We start from the raw sequence: 15,799 nt of genomic DNA, 5'->3' as shown, positions 1-15,799 counted from the left end.
AGAAAAAATTAAATCATCCAAAGAAACAAAAACGGTCCATAGGCAAGTTCGCAAAAAGTTTTAAACCAAACGGGGGAATTTTTTCTTCCCCAAGGTTCCAGAAATATCAAATAACAGAAAGTAAACGATAAACAGAGCGCGGGCAGATGATGATTCGGGTCTTGCAATCCGAAATAAATGCAAAGTCCGATCCCAATGCCTGAGAGAGTATAAAACAACATGGTAGTATATTCTTTTCCCAAATAAAGTGTAATCGTTTTGAAGCGGAATTGTTTGTCCCATTCCAAATCATTTCGATAAGTGAGAAGGACATTGCAAAGAACGCTGAGAAATAACGTGAAAAAAATAGGATATTCGTCATAGTCAGGAAATCTTTCGAGTAATACCGGGAAGGAAATTCCCAGAGTATAGAGTAAGGAAAGAACTATCTCTTTCGGTAAAAATGAAATCCGAAAAAATTGAGTGGAGATAAAGTATAAAAATACCAAAAAACCGAGAACGACTCCTGCTATAAAAAAAGATAACGGCAAATACAAAAAACCCAAAATCACGCTGAAAGTTAATGAAAGTAAGCCGGCAAAAACGGTCAGACCGATTTTGTTTTGATAAAAGATTCCCCTCTCCGTTTTGACTCCTCCTTTTTCCCTGATGGAATCGGAAGAACGATCCAAAATATAAATGGAAAAAACAGCGAGTCCCAAACAGACAAGGATAGGAATCTTCGGTTTTACGGAGAGGGACAGGCTCAGTAAGGCGACATTGCCGAATACTGATAATAGAACATCCGCGCTTAAATAGAAAAAAGGAAAAAATAATTTTTTAACCAAGAACCGGTGACTCCTCTTTTTGACCCGCCGTATCATCTGGGTCTTCTTTGTTTTATAAATCACTTAAAAAAAATCTTTCCTTTTTGAAAAGTTCATCTTATGAATGGCGGAATATGACATCGTTTTGGAAAAAAATCGACACTAAGATCAGTTTTAAAAATAAACTCAGTCCTACCATGATTGTGCTTTTGGAGGAAGAAGAAAGAAACGGTGCCAAGGTCGCGAACCAGTTCCGATATGTGATCGGTGCTGCCATGACCGTGAGTATAATCGCAAATCTCCCGAATATAGATACAATTTGGGGTTATGCGGTCAATTTCGGCGCTTTGTTTTTCTATTTTGTAAACACTTACTTTCATGCTTATATTTTGAGATGCCAACATGAGTATTGGGTGAAAAAGTATGAGTATATCAGTATATTCTTTGATAATTTTTTAGTTTCGATTACCATTTTGAATTGGTATCTTTTGAAAGGAGATGGGAATCCTAATTTTATTTTAAAAAATCCTGTGAATGCTTTTTATCTTTTGCCTCTCTCTTTGTCCATGTTTCAATTCAGGATTCGGCTGGTATTGTTTTCCTTTCTCTGCTTTTTTTTCGCTCATTGTATTTTTCTGATTTATACTTTTTATACAGGAACTCCCGTAGGATACGATTGGTACAAATACGTTCTGGGAGATGAGTTGATCGTAACCGACGCAATCGTAACACGCCCTATCATATATTTTTCTTTGGCAATCTGTCTTTCCTATGGAATTTACAGAACGATTTTGATGCTCAAACGTTTGGCAAATGCGGAAGCACAAAAAACATCTCTTGCACGTTATTTTTCTCCCGACCTCGTGGAAGAAATTACTTCACAGCCCGATGTGATTCAAAGCGGAAGAAGACAAAAAGTGACTGTACTCTTTTCTGATATCAGAAATTTTACAAAGATGTCCGAGTCGATGGATCCGCAGGATTTGTCCACATTCCTCACGGAATACAGGTCGGGTATGACAAAGGCGGTCTTCCATTTCGGAGGAACTCTGGATAAGTTTATCGGAGATGCGGTGATGGCTACGTTCGGAACTCCTTTGCCTGCGGGAGTTCCGGGTTTGGATTCCAGAAATGCGGTTTTTTCCGCCAAAAGAATGTTAGCCGAACTAAAAAAATTCAACTTAGAAAGGGAGTCGGAAGGAAAACCGGGAATAGAGATAGGGATCGGAATCCATACGGGAGAAGTGTTTGCGGGAAATATCGGAACCGAAGAGAGAATGGAATACACTGTAATCGGAGATACTGTCAATACTGCATCCCGAATCGAGTCCGCATGCAAAAAAGTTTCTGCTCACTTGCTCGTTTCCGAAGAGGTTTGGGCGGAAATAGGAAAGCCTGACGATTTCAGGCAAACGGAATCGATCCTACTTGCCGGAAAGGAAAAACAGGTGAATCTTTATAAATGGACGGAAGAGGTTTAACTTGCTTTGTTCATTTTATACACCGCATTGAACAACGGTTCGTTGAGTTCCCTGTCTATGATATAAATCACTCTTGTCGAGCCTGCGGTATGGGAAAGATCTATGATTGCTTTTCTTTTATCGATTCTGATATGATTCAAATCAAAGTCTGCGATTCTATATTTATTCAATTTTTTGAATATGGGTTTTATCGTACAAATTCTCTGTAGTTTGGGTCTGGTTTGAAATCGATCGACTTCCAATACTTCACAGATGTCGAAATGAACGTGTTTTTCCGAATCCATCGCAGCGGTGATGATAAAGTCGCCAACATTGATGATATTTTGATTATTGGTCAAACTGGAACCGACATAGTCGAGCAAGTGACGGATGTTTTTGTTGCTATAAGAAAAAAACGAATCATTCAAAATCATTTTTAAAGCTGTAGAAGATTTGAACGCAGGTCTCCAGGCTTGGTTCGAAGTCAAAGAGGCATACTCGCTTGCCAAAGAAAGAATCGCAATATCCTCTTCTCTACTACTTGAGGAAACATTGTTTTCCTGCAAATGGAGTTGCTTTTCGATATCGTTTACAATCCTTTCTTTTCCTATTTCCTTATTATACTTGTCACGAACTGACATCAATTTGGTGAATATGTTTCTTGTATCGGGAAAGTTGTTATTCACACCGGAGCCTCGATAGGGTCTATGGTGGTTTAAGATAAGAGTTCGAACATCAGTTGAAATTTCGGGTGCATTTAAAGTCATCAGATAACTGATGATAGGATGTTGTTGAACGATCGCATAATCTTCTTTGGATAATTTTGGATGTTCCTTTATGTCTAATTTCGTATAACCCACATCAGCCAGATAACTTGCCATCATTAAAGTTAGGTGGTCTTTCTTGTCCGGTTTTTTGTTGCTGTCTTCTACGATCTTTTTCGTTCGTACTTTCATTCCCATTGCAACGATCGTTCTTTTTGTCATGAGCTCGGATTCCAAAGGAACGCCGGCTACGCTTAAAATTTCCAAAATATTGAATATGCCCGATTCGAAATCGGGGTTGCTTGTAAAGTCCGTAAGTATCTCGTTAATGGAACGATCGACCATAATGGCCTGATCGGATGAGAATGATGTTTTTCGAAGGTCTTCAATCAGTGTTGCCGATTGTCTTGCAAACTTCGCCGTCTTTTCCTGGTCGAATAATTTGACAGTTTGTGACTTGCTTAGTTCCGCAAGTTTGCTTGGCGATTTTCCTTTGTTCAACTCGGAAACTAGAAAATATACTCCCTGCAATTCGAATTTGAGTAATTTGCCAAAATCGTCGACAGTTGGATTTTTCTTTTTATGAATGAGTATCTGACCGTCTTTGTTGTATAAGTCAAGAGGTATGCTGTTGTTCTTACGGAAACTATTCAAAGATTCTTCGGTTAATTCGAATTTGGCGAGCTGGTCTTTGGAAACTTGGTTTGGGCCGTTCAAGATATAATCTCCGTTTGTTGGCAATGTCTCAGCTTAAGGCAAATCCCGAAGAGGTTTTCTTGCTTGATCCTAAGCATTAAAGTATATAAAATTGCTTCCCTTGCTATGGAAATAATAACGATGGCCTTGTAAAATAAATTTACAATTTTAAAAAGTATTTGTCGTTCGTCGGAGAATCCGAACTCTCAGATTGTACATTCGATCGATGAAAGCTAGTATATATACTAGTGGTTTTGATGAACAAAGAAAAATATTTTTATAACTTTATTTCAAAAGAAATTCGCGTTTTTTGTCGTCGTAAAGCTCCATTCCTTATCAAAAACGATTTGTTTTTTACTGTCTGCAAGTTTCATGTATACTGTGTATTTTTCCGGAGCGATCTCGTATGACATAAAGTATACGAGCATGCCGGCTTCCCCTTTTCGCCATCTGTACAATCCGGTGGATTCGAAGTTAGGCGCTACGACCAGGCCTCTATGGTATGAAGTGTTGGCAAGATGGCGGAATAGGTATTCCGGTGTTGAAAACAGATCGTAATTATTAAACCCTCCCATTGTATTTCCGGTAAAATAACCCGGTGAAGATTTGAATCCGAAAGCTTTTGCCTGATCTTCGGGAGCTTTTCCGATGTAGCCGGGTTTTCCTTTTTCTTCGTTATGCCACTCGGTGGTGATCATTTCCCCGAAATGATTTTGATAAAGATATTCTGCATGTTTTTTTGCGGCACTATTCAATGCAGGATCAAGCTTAGTCGGTTTACCTCCGATGGATTTTTGAAATTCATTGAAATAGGCAAGTCCCGATTTAAGATAATCTCCTTCTATCTTTTCCAGAGGCAATAATTTGATCGGAGGAGCTTTCGGAGGATTGGCACTTAACTCTCTGTATTTTTTCGCATTGTTTGTGTCACCTAATGCATCGTAAATGCTCGCGATCCAACCCAGATGGGATTCCTTTTCCGGTTTCCCCATACAAAGACGCCCTGAGTTCGGAGTAGGGCGAGATGTTTTTAGAATTTTGTCCTTTGTGATCGGGATTTTTTGATTTGCTTTTATTATCGTATAATTACGATATACAATATGGCAATTAACAAAAAGGAAGAATTCGATGAAAACTTCCAAACACTTTCTCTATTTGCTAAGGCAATCTCGCATCCGGCAAGGATTGCGATTTTGCAAACGATCGCCGAAAGAGAAGAATGTATCTGCGGAGAGATCGTAGAAGTTCTGCCTCTTGCGCAGGCGACTGTTTCCCAACATTTGAAGGAATTGAAGGAGATCGGTTTGATTACGGGTGAAGTCGAAGGTAAAAAATCCTGCTACTGTATCAATTGGCCCGTTCTGGAAGAATTTCAGGAAAATGCGAAGGATTTTTTTATAACATTGAAGAAATACAAACCGAGAACCAAGAGGAACTGTTGTTAATGAAAACCAAAAATATACTAGTACTTTGTACCGGCAATAGTTGCAGGAGCCAGATAGCGGAAGGTTGGCTTAAGAATTATTCGGGAGGAAACGCGAATATCTATAGCGCCGGAATTGAAACTCACGGAGTGAATCCTAAGGCGGTAATGATTATGAAAGAGGCAGGTATAGATATTTCCGGTCATACTTCCAATCATATCAACGAATACAAAGAAATCGAATTTGATTATATCATCACAGTTTGTGATCATGCGAAGGAAAATTGTCCTTATTTTCCTTCGCATGCAATCAGGTTACATCAGAACTTTTCCGATCCGGCGAAAGCAAAGGGAAGTGAAGAAGAAATACTAAATGAATTTCGCAGAGTGAGAGAAGAAATTCGCATGTACTCGGAAAAGTTTGTAAAAGAAAATATCAAAATACAGTGAATACTAACGATTGCAAGTTTGTTATGGAAAGTAAAAAATTAGGTTTTTTAGATCAGTATCTTACATTGTGGATTATCCAAAAACAGCTTCGATTGCTTTCACTGCAACAGGAAATAACTTCGAATTGGCGATAGCAGTAGCCATTGCTGTGTTCGGATTGAATAGCGGGCAAGCATTTGCAGGAGTAATCGGTCCGTTGGTTGAAGTGCCGGTTCTGATCCTACTGGTTCGCATCTCTTTTTTTATAGCTAAAAAATATTACAGGTTGGAATTTTCAAATTGAATCAATCACCAATGCAATACTTGGAAAATAATACATTCGCCGAGTTTCCGAAACAAATCAAATACTCCGAACATAAACCCCGGATTTTAATCCTTTACGGATCCCTTCGTTCCAAATCCTATTCACGCCTGCTCGCTATGGAAGCAAAAAGGATTTTGGAATTTTTCGGTGCGGAAGTTCAAATATTCGACCCGGATGGAATTCCAGTATATGACGGAGACAGGTCGGTAAAACATCCTAAAGTAATTGAGCTTCGGAATTTGAGTCAATGGTCGGAAGGCCAGGTCTGGTCTTCCCCCGAGATGCACGGAAATATGACGGGACTTATGAAGACTATGATCGATTGGATTCCTCTTAGTCTGGGGGCGGTTCGTCCGACGCAAGGCAAAACTTTGGCAGTATTGCAAGTGTCAGGCGGTTCACAAAGTTTCAATGCGGTGAATAACATGAGAATTTTGGGGAGGTGGATGCGGATGATTACGATTCCAAACCAATCTTCTGTCGCAAAAGCTTTCAACGAGTTTCATGAAGACGGAACGATGAAAGAATCTAGTTATAGAGACCGCCTGGTGGATGTAATGGAGGAATTGATGAAATTCACTTATATGACTCGGGATATCTCCGATTATTTGGTAGACAGATATAGTGAAAGAAAAGAGAAAATAATTTAACACATGACATACGAGACAAGGCACGCTACCATAGAAGACCTGGACCGGCCCACCGCGATATTCACACTCTACCGGATTTTTTACAAACAAGCGCAAAGTATTTATGAAAAGAACGGATTCGAAAAAGATGAGGAATTTTATCATTATTTTGTCAGCGTAAAGAATTAAATAACAGGATCTTCTCTCGCTTTTTTCCTTTACAGAGTAAGGAATCGGTTTAAGACTTTCTGAATATGATCGCTTCGAATTCTACTTCCCACCAGATTGACCTTTTCAATCCCACAGATGCCCATTTATCTTTACGCGAATCTGTTGCCGGTTTTGCTGAAAAAGAGATGGATGAACAGGCAAAAGAACATGATGAACACGAGACATTTAACACCAGTTTGTTCAAAAAACTGGGTGCCGAACTAGGAATTTTCGGAATCACCGTTCCCGAAAAAGACGGAGGGCACGGACTCGATGCCGTTGCTGCTGTTATCATTCACGAAGAGATGTCCCGTTTTGATCCGGGGTTTACTCTTTCTTATTTGGCTCACGAAGTTTTATTCGTTAATAATTTTTACCATAGTTCCAATGCGGATCAAAGAAAGAGATATTTGGATAAGGTGATTTCTGCCGAATGGATCGGCGGTATGGGGATGACGGAACCGGGTGCAGGAACGGATGTTCTGGGCATGACCACTCATGCTGTTAAAAAAGGAGACCGTTATGTGATCAACGGAGTGAAACAATATATCACAAATGGTTCCAACGGACAGGTTTTTTTGCTTTATACCAAACTTGATAAGAACGCAAAAAAGATGACCAGTTTCGTTATTGAGTCGTCTTACAAAGGTTTTTCGGTAGGGAAAAAAGAAGAGAAGATGGGAATGCGATCTTCTCCGACGACCCAGCTTGTGTTTGAAGATATGGAAGTCCCGGTAGAAAATCTTTTGGGAGATGAAAATTCCGCCATCACGCATATGATGCGTAACTTGGAAATAGAAAGAGTGACTCTTGCTGCCCAATCGATCGGGATCGCGCGTAGATGTATCGATATCATGTGTGATTATACTGTTCGTCACAGAGAAGCGTTCGGCAAAAAATTGATCGAATTCGGCCAGATCCAAAGACTGATTTCCGAATCGTATGCGGATTATTCGGCGGCGCGGGCCCTTGTTTACCAAGTGGCATCGGGACTTTCTCCCGAAGTGAGAAATTCACTCGGTGCGGCCTCAGCAAAATTAGTAGCGACCCAAATGGCGGAACGAGTGTCCAGAAACGCGATACAGGTATTAGGTGGATACGGCTATTGCCGCGAGTATCCTGTGGAAAGACTTCATCGGGATGCGATTTTGCTTTCTATCGGTGGAGGAACCAACGAAGCTATGCAGAAAAACATAGCTTCCGATTTGAAAAAAATGTGGGGTGGCTGATTTCTTAAGCTGCCTGGTAGCCTGCTTCCATTTGGTGGGCTACCCTTACGATCCAGGAACTGAAATAGTTTCCGATTGATCTTAATAATAACAAATCATAGTCTGGTTTTTCCTTACTGGCAAGACCATGCAGAGTTCGGAGAGCGCTCGTGTAGTTCCCTCTGAAATCATGAAGGGATGTTCCCGGTGGAAAGTAGTTCGCTACAACTGCATATTGGTTTTCGTCAAAACCATATTCCGTCATCCAACCGCGTAACAAGGATTCGCAGGAGTATTTGCTTGCCAAAGCATGTTGTGCTACCAAAAGATAAAACATTGATTCCAAAGCGAGCCAGGTCACATCCGTATGAGCGGCTGCAATTGTAGTAAGGATGGGTTCGCCGTTTTCAATTGTTTTTTTCAAAGAAGGGGACTTTGTGAAATACACACCTAACTTATTAAAAACCTTTATATGAGTGATGATGGACTCTACTTCTTTTTTGTTTAAACTTGTTTCTCTTTGTAGAACGGTTGCCAGGTCTTCTTTGGGCCCTTCCGTACATAAAAATTCTATAAATTGAAATACGATATCAATGGAAAATCTGGATCTGGGATCTTCCCAGTAGTGCAGCTCTCTGTAAAAAGATTCATAAATTCTAAAAATCAAATACTCTACTTTTTCGTTGTCGAGCGTAACGATCGGTTTGAGCAATTCCTTCATTGCTACCGTGAATTCATATCTTTCTGATTGCAAATACCGTTTCGTTTGGTTTTTGAAAGTGCGGATGGTAATCTCCGGATTTAGCCTAAGATTTCCCGCTTGGAATTCGTTCTGCCTTGAAATTGCTTTCCATAATAAAGCGGCCGGATCAATTTGTTTGAGAGATTCTGAAACCATATCTGTGTTCCTAAATGGCAATTTGCTTTTTTTCTGAGCATCGCCTCTATGTTTTTCAAGACATTTTCCATTTCTGTCCTTTCCCTATACATTTTGCATAAGTCGTGCCAAGACACCCGGGAAGGGCAAAAGATATGGAACATAATAACGATTGGTTCAGGATTGGGGACTTGTGAATCGGTTATAACTCTAACCGAAATGACCATTTTGCACGAAACTACTAAAAGCAAAGAGAGGTTGATTTTACTCTTAGAAATAAAACCCTGGGCGGAAGCAATGACTCATATCCCAAAAATTAAAATTCGGGTTCCCGGAACTAGTGCCAATCTTGGACCGGGTTTCGATTTAATGGGTATGGCTTTGAAGATCTATAATGATTTTGAATTTACCTTTCCGAAAGAAAAGGGGTACTCAATCGTTCAAAAAAACGGAGAACCTCTTCCTTTTTCTTCCAAAGAAGACTTGGTCCGGGAAGCATACGAAGACTATTTTCAACATTTCCTCCCTACGGAAGAGACTCCAACTTATCATTGTAAGATGACGCTATCTCTTCCCTTAAAAGGAGGTTTGGGTTCCAGTGCTTCTGCCATCGTTGCCGGATTGTGTTTGGCCAGAGAAGTTCATAAAAGAAAAGAAACCAAAATTCCTGTTCCTACGGAGAAAGAATTTTTACAGTTTTTGGCGGAGTGGGAAGGACATCCGGACAATACATTGCCTGCTTATTTGGGAGGACTTGTATTTGCCTATTCCGTAAACAAAGAACCTCTTCGTTATTTTAGAAAAAACTTCCCTTCGTCCGTTTCATTGTTCATACTAACTCCCCATTTGCATATTTCTACGGAAGAGTCCCGTAAAACCTTACCAACGCTGTATCAGACTGCGGATGTGATTTTTAATTTGTCAAGGATCGGTGCTTGGATGCATTTCCTCGACAAGCGAAAGTTTGGCGACCTTTTGGTGGCTTTGGAAGATAAGATGCACACACCTTATCGAATCTATGAAAGTTCTCCTCTAAAGCCCATAACAAAAGTATTGGAAGAGGAAAAAATCGGATATTGCCTGTCCGGCTCGGGACCCAGTTTGCTTTTATTTGTAGAAAGAAAACATACTTCAAATATTCTTCCCAAGTTGCAAAAGAAAATAGAAACAACGATGAAAGGGTTGTCCATTTCCTATTCGTTTCAAAAAATCCAGGCGGATCATTTGGGAACCAAGATTTCCAGTTTTTAAAAACGGTTTTTATTCAGAGTCTTCGTTTTCTTCTTCCTTTCCGAACGCGTAAATGTCGCCCCTGAGTCTCACCTTACGGTTGATACCTGGCTGTATTTTTCCTACGGTAAAGGTAAATCTCATCCTTTCTTTTCCCAGTTTGTTGAAGTAAAACGAAGAGTTGAGTGCGATCTCGATAAAATTTGCCATTCTTTCTTTTACGATTTTATCCGAAATTCTGAATTCCACGGGATGGCCGATGATCTCATAGGAATCGAATATTTCTTTCGATTCCATTTTATGATAAATTTCCATGCGAGGCGGTTTGTAAAACGTAGGACCGTTTCTTAGAACGGTAATCGAATAATCTTCGCTATCTTTAGCTTTTTTTATTTGAAAGATCAATTGATCCTCCGAAATCGCATTGCACCTGGTTGCGATATTTCCCGTCTTACAACCGATCGTAAATTGAGCGAACCTTGTGGACTCATCCACAACCAAATCATAGCGGTCGCCCGTGTGTGCCGGATTGAAACGATCGGATTCCTTTCTGGAGATAATTGGTAAAATGAATTGAGTGTATAGCACGGCCAGGAAGCCTAAAATAGAAAGAACCAAAATACAACCTAGGATAACTAAAAAACTATCCTGGATCGCAATGAGAAGAGGAACCAGGTCGGATTACCTTTTTACATCCACTTTGTGTTCATCTACTTTGTTCAGCGCCGGGCTTCTAGTAACCAGAGAAAGCAAATCCTTTACTTCTTCGGCAGAGATGATTTGACTCAATCTCTCTTCCAAAGGAAGGGGGGTCGGCTTCATGAGCAAATCGTCTAGTTTGACCTCGGGAACCTTTTCTTCTTTTTTGTCCTTTTTAGTTTCCTCGACCAAAGGTAAACTTTGTTTTTTGGGAACCGGGGGACCTTCCTCTCCACTCTGTTTTCCCAGGTTGAAGGGTATAATTTGTTGGGGGGCAGCCGCTGGAACGGATGTAATATTCATAGACCCAAACCTCCGTTTGATAGTCTTCGTAGGAGAAAATTCCTTTTCTCCCAATTAGATCATCGGTAAACCTCAAAATGAATTGAGAAAAATCGCATTTTTTTACGGATTCCCGGGTGCGTGATTTAAAAATTTTTCGGTTTGCTCTCGGAATTTGGCACTAAGAAGCTGGTTTTGATGGAAAATAGTATTCAAAAATGGATCGAACAACCCTTCTCCAAATTGGCAGTGGGTGCGATCGTAGTATTGGCCGTGCTCGCAGGGGTTTCAATCCCTTCGTTCATCCAGGCAAAATTCAACCAAGATGCCGTCTCGATTGGTGGCAAAAAATATGATATAACGGATGTTAAAAAAACATCTCCGATTGCATATTCAAAATACCAAACCGATTACGCAAATCTAATCAAAAACACTCTTGCTGAGTTTGCTCAAGACAAACTTTTTGAAATCGTTGGAGCGGAAAAAAACATTCCGGCCGCAGATGTTTTGAAGCAGGGTTTTGTTCCGAAAGAACCTACCGACCAGGAAATAGCCGATATATATAACACATATAAGGCGCAGTTAGGTGGAAAATCTCTTGCTCAGGCAAAAGATCAAATCGTAGGTCTTCTGAAAAACCAACAGGAACAAGAACATAGCCGTAATGTATACAAAGAAATCGTTCAAAAATATCCTGTGGATTTTTTGATTAAAGAACCGGACGTAGTTCGTGTAACGGTTGATACGGAAAACAATCCTTCGATCGGTCCTGAAAAGGCAAAAATCACCATCGTTGAATTTTCCGATTTTGAATGTCCTTATTGCAAACGCAGCCAAGATGTAAACAGAAGACTTCGTGAAAAATACAAAGATCAGATTCGTTGGGTATTTCGCGACTTTCCTCTTCCTTTCCACCAAGATGCGATGTATGCTCATATGGCGGCAAATTGTTCCCTCTCTCAAGGAAAATATTGGGAAGTATTCCCTGTACTTTTCGAAAACTCGGGAAACCTTTCAGCGTCTAACGTGGATTTTTTGGTGATCAAAGCGGGTGTTGACAAATCGAAATACCAAGCTTGCATGAATGACAAAGACAAACTTCAAGCGGAGATAAACAAAGATATTCAGGAAGGACAAAAAGTAGGGGTAAGCGGAACTCCCGCTTTCTTTATCAACGGTATCTTTATTTCCGGTGCTCTTCCTTATGAAAGCTTCGAAGAGATCATTGAAAAAGAATTAAAAAACTAATCAGGAGAAATATATATAATGGGTAATACTGTAAAAGTAGCAGTCACTGGAGCTGCAGGTCAAATCGGATACGCACTACTATTTAGAATTGCTTCAGGACAAATGTTCGGTCCGGACACTGCGGTGGAATTGCAATTATTGGAGTTGGAACAAGCTGTTCCTGCGGCAAAGGGTGTGATCATGGAATTGGATGATTGTGCTTTCCCTTTGCTTCAAAAAGTATCCGTAAGTTCCAATATAGACGAAGCTTTTCGTGATATCAACTGGGCCTTGCTAGTCGGTTCCGTTCCCAGAAAAGCGGGAATGGAAAGAGGGGATCTTCTCAAAATCAACGGTGGAATTTTTACAACTCAAGGCAAAGCGATTGAAAAGAATGCAAACTCGGACGTAAGAGTTTTAGTCGTAGGTAACCCTTGTAATACGAACGCCCTCATCGCAATGAACAATGCAAAAGGAATTCCTTCTGATCGTTGGTTTGCCATGACAGGTTTGGACGAAAATCGTGCGAAAACGCAATTGGCGCAAAAAGCCGGTGTTGCCGTAAAACAAGTGTCAAACGTTGCTATCTGGGGAAATCACTCAGCTACCCAATATCCTGATTTTTATAATGCTAAGATCAATGGAAAACCGGCAACGGATGCGATCTCCGATCACGATTGGCTGAAAGGAGATTTTATCTCTACGGTTCAAAAGCGCGGTGCGGCAATCATCGCAGCTCGCGGTGCTTCTTCTGCGGCTTCTGCAGCAAATGCTGTGGTTGATACAGTTCATAACATCGTAACTCCTACAAAAGCAGGCGACTGGTTCAGTGCGGCATGCCATTCCAACGGAGAATACGGTGTGGAAAAAGGACTTATCTTCGGGTATCCTCTTCGTTCCGACGGCAAAAAAGTAGAGATCGTAAGCGGTCTTGAATTAAACGCTTTTGGAAAAGAGAAATTTGACCTCACTCACAAAGAACTTCAGGAAGAAAAAGCTGAAGTAAAAGATATGATCTAAAATTAAGCTTCTATTCTGTTCGCCGGTTTTCCGGCGGACAGTCATTTACGAAATCAACAGGTTTGTAATAAAATCAACTATCGTTTGTTTTGTTTCTTTTTCCCAAATAAGAAAGTTCTTTCTCAGCCGTGAAAAATTATTTGCCCTGTATTCAAATCCGAAATCCTGGAAAAATGATCTCTCTCAAACTGGATTTAGGAAAAAATATCTTATCTCAATCAGGATTGGTAAAAATTTTACTTTTTCTAAATTTAGTTTCGGCCTTATCTATTTCCAATTGCGCAAATCAAGTTCATAACAATCCTGAAGATCCGGGATCAAGCTCTTATCTTCCCAATCAACTGTTCAAATGTCTGATGACTCCGGGTTGCCTTGCGGGTCAAAAATTTAATTTTGGTTATACGGGAAGTCCTTTTGTTTTTTCCCAACATATAAAAATCGATGAAATAAAGCCGAGTCCGACAGGCAATTTTTCCAATTGTACGGCTTCTCCTTCTCTTCCGACCGGTTTGACTTTGGATCCGGCAACTTGCGTAATTTCAGGAACACCGTCTATCATTCGTTCCAATACGGAGTATGAAGTGAATGCCGCCCATTCATCGGGAAGTCTCTCTGCCAAGATCAGCTTGGAAGTCACTACCTTGGGTGCATATGCAATCGGATTATTGAAAACAGGTCAGACAGCTTGTTTTAATGCGACTACTTCCGTCACTTGTGGCAATGCTTCTTTTCCCAGACAAGACGGGGATCTCCTACTTCATTTGGCAAAAAGTTATACTGATCCGGGAGACGGAACGATTTTTGATAATATAACCGGTCTTTTGTGGCAGAAATGTTCGGAAGGTGGAAGCGGGGGAAGTTGTGCGGGTGCTACTAGTCAATCCTATGCCGTATCATCTGCTCTATGTTCTGCGAAGGGATTTCGGCTTCCTACTATTTTTGAATTGGCAAGTATTGTGGATGTTTCCGTAAGTTCCCCTTCAATCTTATCTGCTTATTTTCCGGGAACAGGAACAAGCGGATACTATTGGTCTTCCACTCCGTCACAAGCTAACGCAGGATCTTATTATATGGTGAGTTTTCTCCTTGGTGCGCTCAATGATCAAGCTCCTGCCGGAAGCAATTATGTGCGCTGCGTATCAGGGACGCTCCGGGAACCTAGTGGGGGTTATACGGATAATGGAGATGGTACCATCCTGGATAAAACCACAAAGCTAACATGGCAGAAATGCAGCTACGGACAGGGTGTTACGGATTGTACTCCTGCGGCAACTGCTCCGACTTGGGCAAATGCTTTGATTTATTGCAGAGACCTGAATCTTACAGGTAGAACTTGGAGACTTCCCAATCGTAATGAACTCCTCAGTATCATGGATTATACCAAATCAGGCAGTAGTCGTTTGCATGAGACTTATTTTCCAAATCCCTTTACCTACTATTGGTCCGGCACAACAAGGCAAGACACTACGACGAGCGCTCATGCCATTGTGACTACAACCGGTTTTTACGATCAATATACAAAAACGAATACCGGTTCTGGCTCAGCGAGATGTGTGAGCGGGCCGTAGCTTTTACCACATAAAAAGACTGGGCTTATATTCGTTGTTTGCTGAATTCAACGCAACTGTTAATAATTTACCTGAAGTTGGATCAATTAGTGCAAAAGGAAGACCGCCGGAGCCGGCTGGTTGTGCTGAAGAAATATCTGTATAAATACAATTTGTTCCATCCAAGTTGCATCGATACAATCCAGGTAAATTGACACCAGCGACTACAAGCAACTTACTAGAAAGTAAGTCAAACGTGACTGATAGAGTAAACCCAACCATACTTCCTTGCCCAGCTGAAATATCAGTATGCGTGCAATTGGAGCCATCCAGATTGCATCGGAAAAGACTGGATTTGTTGTTATTTGCTTGATTGGCGGTTATCACAAGTAGCTTGTCTGACTTTGAGTCTATTATTGCCGCAGAATATCCTCCGCTTGAATTAATGCCTTGTCCAGCAGATATATCCGCATACGTTCCCGAAACAGCAGTCCCCGGTGGCACCGAAGTAGTAAATACAGTCTGTTCTTGTGAAAGCAAGCTAACACCACCAACTCCATTCCTTGCTTCGACTCTTACATAATACAATGTACCACTGGTTAAACCTGTCATTTTGTAGTATAGGTTGCTAATTCCTGTTATGCTGGTGGAGTAGGTAGTCACAGGACTTGATGTGCTATAATAAACTCTGTATTCGGCAGCATTGGAAACAGGAGCCTACTGTACAAAGACCTCCGTTCCTGTGCCTAGTGCGGAAACTTGGGAAGGAGTGGCAATTGTAGTGTCAATAATGTAATTTTCACTGGAAACAGCGGAGGTATTTCCGGCCTGGTCGCGGGATCAGTCGGAGCGGAACCGGTTTGGGTAGAGTATGCGATTTTATCACAACCGGCACCGCCTGCATCATTGCAAGTCAGTGAAACGGAAAAGAATGTGATATAACTACCGCTTGTTGGATTTGCGCCGA

The 15,799-nt window shown here is 40.9% G+C and carries 18 protein-coding genes and 1 pseudogene; 11 read left to right on the top strand and 8 right to left on the bottom strand.

The window, feature by feature from the left end:
• Positions 1–8: 8 nt before the first annotated feature.
• Positions 9–827 carry a UbiA prenyltransferase family protein gene (locus tag EHS11_RS12815; protein ID WP_135764809.1) on the bottom strand — a complete coding sequence of 273 codons (819 nt, stop codon included), beginning with the start codon at positions 825–827 and terminating at the stop codon, positions 9–11.
• Positions 828–940: 113 nt separating this feature from the next.
• On the opposite strand from EHS11_RS12815, the gene EHS11_RS12810 reads away from it, so the two are divergent.
• Positions 941–2,287: an adenylate/guanylate cyclase domain-containing protein gene (locus EHS11_RS12810; protein ID WP_135764808.1), complete on the top strand. Its 1,347-nt coding sequence runs from the start codon at positions 941–943 to the stop codon at positions 2,285–2,287.
• Here the strand turns inward: EHS11_RS12810 and EHS11_RS12805 are convergent.
• Positions 2,284–3,747 carry an HD domain-containing phosphohydrolase gene (locus EHS11_RS12805; RefSeq protein ID WP_167884439.1) on the bottom strand — a complete coding sequence of 488 codons (1,464 nt, stop codon included), beginning with the start codon at positions 3,745–3,747 and terminating at the stop codon, positions 2,284–2,286. The two genes, EHS11_RS12810 and EHS11_RS12805, sit on opposite strands and share 4 nt — an antisense overlap.
• A gap of 269 nt (positions 3,748–4,016) precedes the next feature.
• Positions 4,017–4,718, bottom strand: a complete 702-nt coding sequence (locus EHS11_RS12800) for a CAP domain-containing protein (RefSeq protein ID WP_135764807.1) — start codon at positions 4,716–4,718, stop codon at positions 4,017–4,019.
• Positions 4,719–4,826: 108 nt separating this feature from the next.
• On the opposite strand from EHS11_RS12800, the gene EHS11_RS12795 reads away from it, so the two are divergent.
• The 6 genes and pseudogenes from EHS11_RS12795 (at position 4,827) to EHS11_RS12775 (ending at position 7,971) form a co-directional block, all read left to right on the top strand.
• Positions 4,827–5,171 (top strand): ArsR/SmtB family transcription factor, encoded by a 345-nt coding sequence (locus EHS11_RS12795; RefSeq protein ID WP_135764806.1) that lies wholly within the window; start codon positions 4,827–4,829, stop codon positions 5,169–5,171.
• Complete coding sequence (locus EHS11_RS12790; RefSeq protein ID WP_135764805.1) at positions 5,171–5,599, top strand: arsenate reductase ArsC; 429 nt, start codon at positions 5,171–5,173, stop codon at positions 5,597–5,599. Before EHS11_RS12795 ends, EHS11_RS12790 begins: the two co-directional genes overlap by 1 nt.
• Positions 5,600–5,666: 67 nt before the next feature.
• Positions 5,667–5,882, top strand: a pseudogene (locus EHS11_RS12785) (arsenic resistance protein); the annotation flags it as partial.
• The gene (arsH, locus tag EHS11_RS12780) at positions 5,879–6,553 is read left to right on the top strand and encodes an arsenical resistance protein ArsH (RefSeq protein ID WP_281282578.1); all 675 of its coding nucleotides are present in this window, start codon (positions 5,879–5,881) and stop codon (positions 6,551–6,553) included. The pseudogene EHS11_RS12785 and the gene arsH, both read left to right, overlap by 4 nt.
• A 3-nt stretch (positions 6,554–6,556) precedes the next feature.
• Positions 6,557–6,721: a hypothetical protein gene (locus EHS11_RS19870; RefSeq protein ID WP_167884436.1), complete on the top strand. Its 165-nt coding sequence runs from the start codon at positions 6,557–6,559 to the stop codon at positions 6,719–6,721.
• 65 nt (positions 6,722–6,786) lie between these two features.
• A complete protein-coding gene (locus EHS11_RS12775) occupies positions 6,787–7,971 on the top strand; it encodes an acyl-CoA dehydrogenase family protein (protein ID WP_135764804.1) in 1,185 nt (394 codons plus the stop codon).
• A gap of 4 nt (positions 7,972–7,975) precedes the next feature.
• Here the strand turns inward: EHS11_RS12775 and EHS11_RS12770 are convergent, their stop codons facing one another.
• Complete coding sequence (locus EHS11_RS12770; protein WP_135764803.1) at positions 7,976–8,848, bottom strand: LIC_13029 family protein; 873 nt, start codon at positions 8,846–8,848, stop codon at positions 7,976–7,978.
• Between the two features lie 198 nt (positions 8,849–9,046).
• Here EHS11_RS12770 and thrB point away from each other — a divergent pair, with 198 nt between their 5' ends.
• Entirely contained in the window at positions 9,047–10,078 is a 1,032-nt protein-coding gene (gene thrB, locus EHS11_RS12765; protein ID WP_246047861.1) for a homoserine kinase, read from the top strand.
• Between the two features lie 9 nt (positions 10,079–10,087).
• Here the strand turns inward: thrB and EHS11_RS12760 are convergent, their stop codons facing one another.
• Both EHS11_RS12760 and EHS11_RS12755 read right to left on the bottom strand, forming a co-directional pair.
• Entirely contained in the window at positions 10,088–10,675 is a 588-nt protein-coding gene (locus EHS11_RS12760) for a hypothetical protein (RefSeq protein ID WP_246047860.1), read from the bottom strand.
• A 63-nt stretch (positions 10,676–10,738) separates the two neighbouring features.
• Positions 10,739–11,059: a hypothetical protein gene (locus EHS11_RS12755; protein ID WP_135764801.1), complete on the bottom strand. Its 321-nt coding sequence runs from the start codon at positions 11,057–11,059 to the stop codon at positions 10,739–10,741.
• 177 nt (positions 11,060–11,236) lie between these two features.
• On the opposite strand from EHS11_RS12755, the gene EHS11_RS12750 reads away from it, so the two are divergent.
• The 3 genes from EHS11_RS12750 to EHS11_RS12740 all read left to right on the top strand — a co-directional run bounded on the left by EHS11_RS12750 (position 11,237) and on the right by EHS11_RS12740 (position 14,853).
• Entirely contained in the window at positions 11,237–12,286 is a 1,050-nt protein-coding gene (locus EHS11_RS12750) for a DsbA family protein (protein WP_135764800.1), read from the top strand.
• 18 nt (positions 12,287–12,304) lie between these two features.
• Positions 12,305–13,285, top strand: a complete 981-nt coding sequence (locus EHS11_RS12745) for a malate dehydrogenase (RefSeq protein WP_109018419.1) — start codon at positions 12,305–12,307, stop codon at positions 13,283–13,285.
• Between the two features lie 173 nt (positions 13,286–13,458).
• Positions 13,459–14,853, top strand: coding sequence for an Lcl C-terminal domain-containing protein (locus EHS11_RS12740; RefSeq protein ID WP_135764799.1), 1,395 nt, complete (start codon positions 13,459–13,461; stop codon positions 14,851–14,853).
• Between the two features lie 3 nt (positions 14,854–14,856).
• Here EHS11_RS12740 and EHS11_RS12735 read toward each other — a convergent pair whose 3' ends face one another.
• Entirely contained in the window at positions 14,857–15,444 is a 588-nt protein-coding gene (locus tag EHS11_RS12735; RefSeq protein WP_135764798.1) for a fibronectin type III domain-containing protein, read from the bottom strand.
• A 134-nt stretch (positions 15,445–15,578) separates the two neighbouring features.
• Positions 15,579–15,799, bottom strand: a 221-nt coding sequence (locus EHS11_RS19865) for a hypothetical protein (RefSeq protein WP_167884435.1), incomplete at its 5' end; no start/stop codon positions are given.

The organism is Leptospira ilyithenensis (genome assembly GCF_004771005.1).
GTDB classification, from domain to species: domain Bacteria; phylum Spirochaetota; class Leptospiria; order Leptospirales; family Leptospiraceae; genus Leptospira_A; species Leptospira_A ilyithenensis.
This window is presented reverse-complemented; position numbering and strand designations above follow the sequence as displayed.

What these genes read in the sequence shown, in the direction of transcription:
- EHS11_RS12810 (WP_135764808.1), top strand. Translation starts at nt 941, where the DNA reads ATGACATCGTTTTGGAAAAAAATCGACACTAAGATCAGTTTTAAAAAT.
- EHS11_RS12800 (WP_135764807.1), bottom strand. Translation starts at nt 4,718, where the DNA reads ATGGGGAAACCGGAAAAGGAATCCCATCTGGGTTGGATCGCGAGCATT.
- EHS11_RS12795 (WP_135764806.1), top strand. Translation starts at nt 4,827, where the DNA reads ATGGCAATTAACAAAAAGGAAGAATTCGATGAAAACTTCCAAACACTT.
- EHS11_RS12790 (WP_135764805.1), top strand. Translation starts at nt 5,171, where the DNA reads ATGAAAACCAAAAATATACTAGTACTTTGTACCGGCAATAGTTGCAGG.
- EHS11_RS19870 (WP_167884436.1), top strand. Translation starts at nt 6,557, where the DNA reads ATGACATACGAGACAAGGCACGCTACCATAGAAGACCTGGACCGGCCC.
- EHS11_RS12775 (WP_135764804.1), top strand. Translation starts at nt 6,787, where the DNA reads ATGATCGCTTCGAATTCTACTTCCCACCAGATTGACCTTTTCAATCCC.
- EHS11_RS12770 (WP_135764803.1), bottom strand. Translation starts at nt 8,848, where the DNA reads ATGGTTTCAGAATCTCTCAAACAAATTGATCCGGCCGCTTTATTATGG.
- thrB (WP_246047861.1), top strand. Translation starts at nt 9,047, where the DNA reads ATGACCATTTTGCACGAAACTACTAAAAGCAAAGAGAGGTTGATTTTA.
- EHS11_RS12755 (WP_135764801.1), bottom strand. Translation starts at nt 11,059, where the DNA reads ATGAATATTACATCCGTTCCAGCGGCTGCCCCCCAACAAATTATACCC.
- EHS11_RS12750 (WP_135764800.1), top strand. Translation starts at nt 11,237, where the DNA reads ATGGAAAATAGTATTCAAAAATGGATCGAACAACCCTTCTCCAAATTG.
- EHS11_RS12745 (WP_109018419.1), top strand. Translation starts at nt 12,305, where the DNA reads ATGGGTAATACTGTAAAAGTAGCAGTCACTGGAGCTGCAGGTCAAATC.
- EHS11_RS12740 (WP_135764799.1), top strand. Translation starts at nt 13,459, where the DNA reads ATGATCTCTCTCAAACTGGATTTAGGAAAAAATATCTTATCTCAATCA.
- EHS11_RS12735 (WP_135764798.1), bottom strand. Translation starts at nt 15,444, where the DNA reads ATGACAGGTTTAACCAGTGGTACATTGTATTATGTAAGAGTCGAAGCA.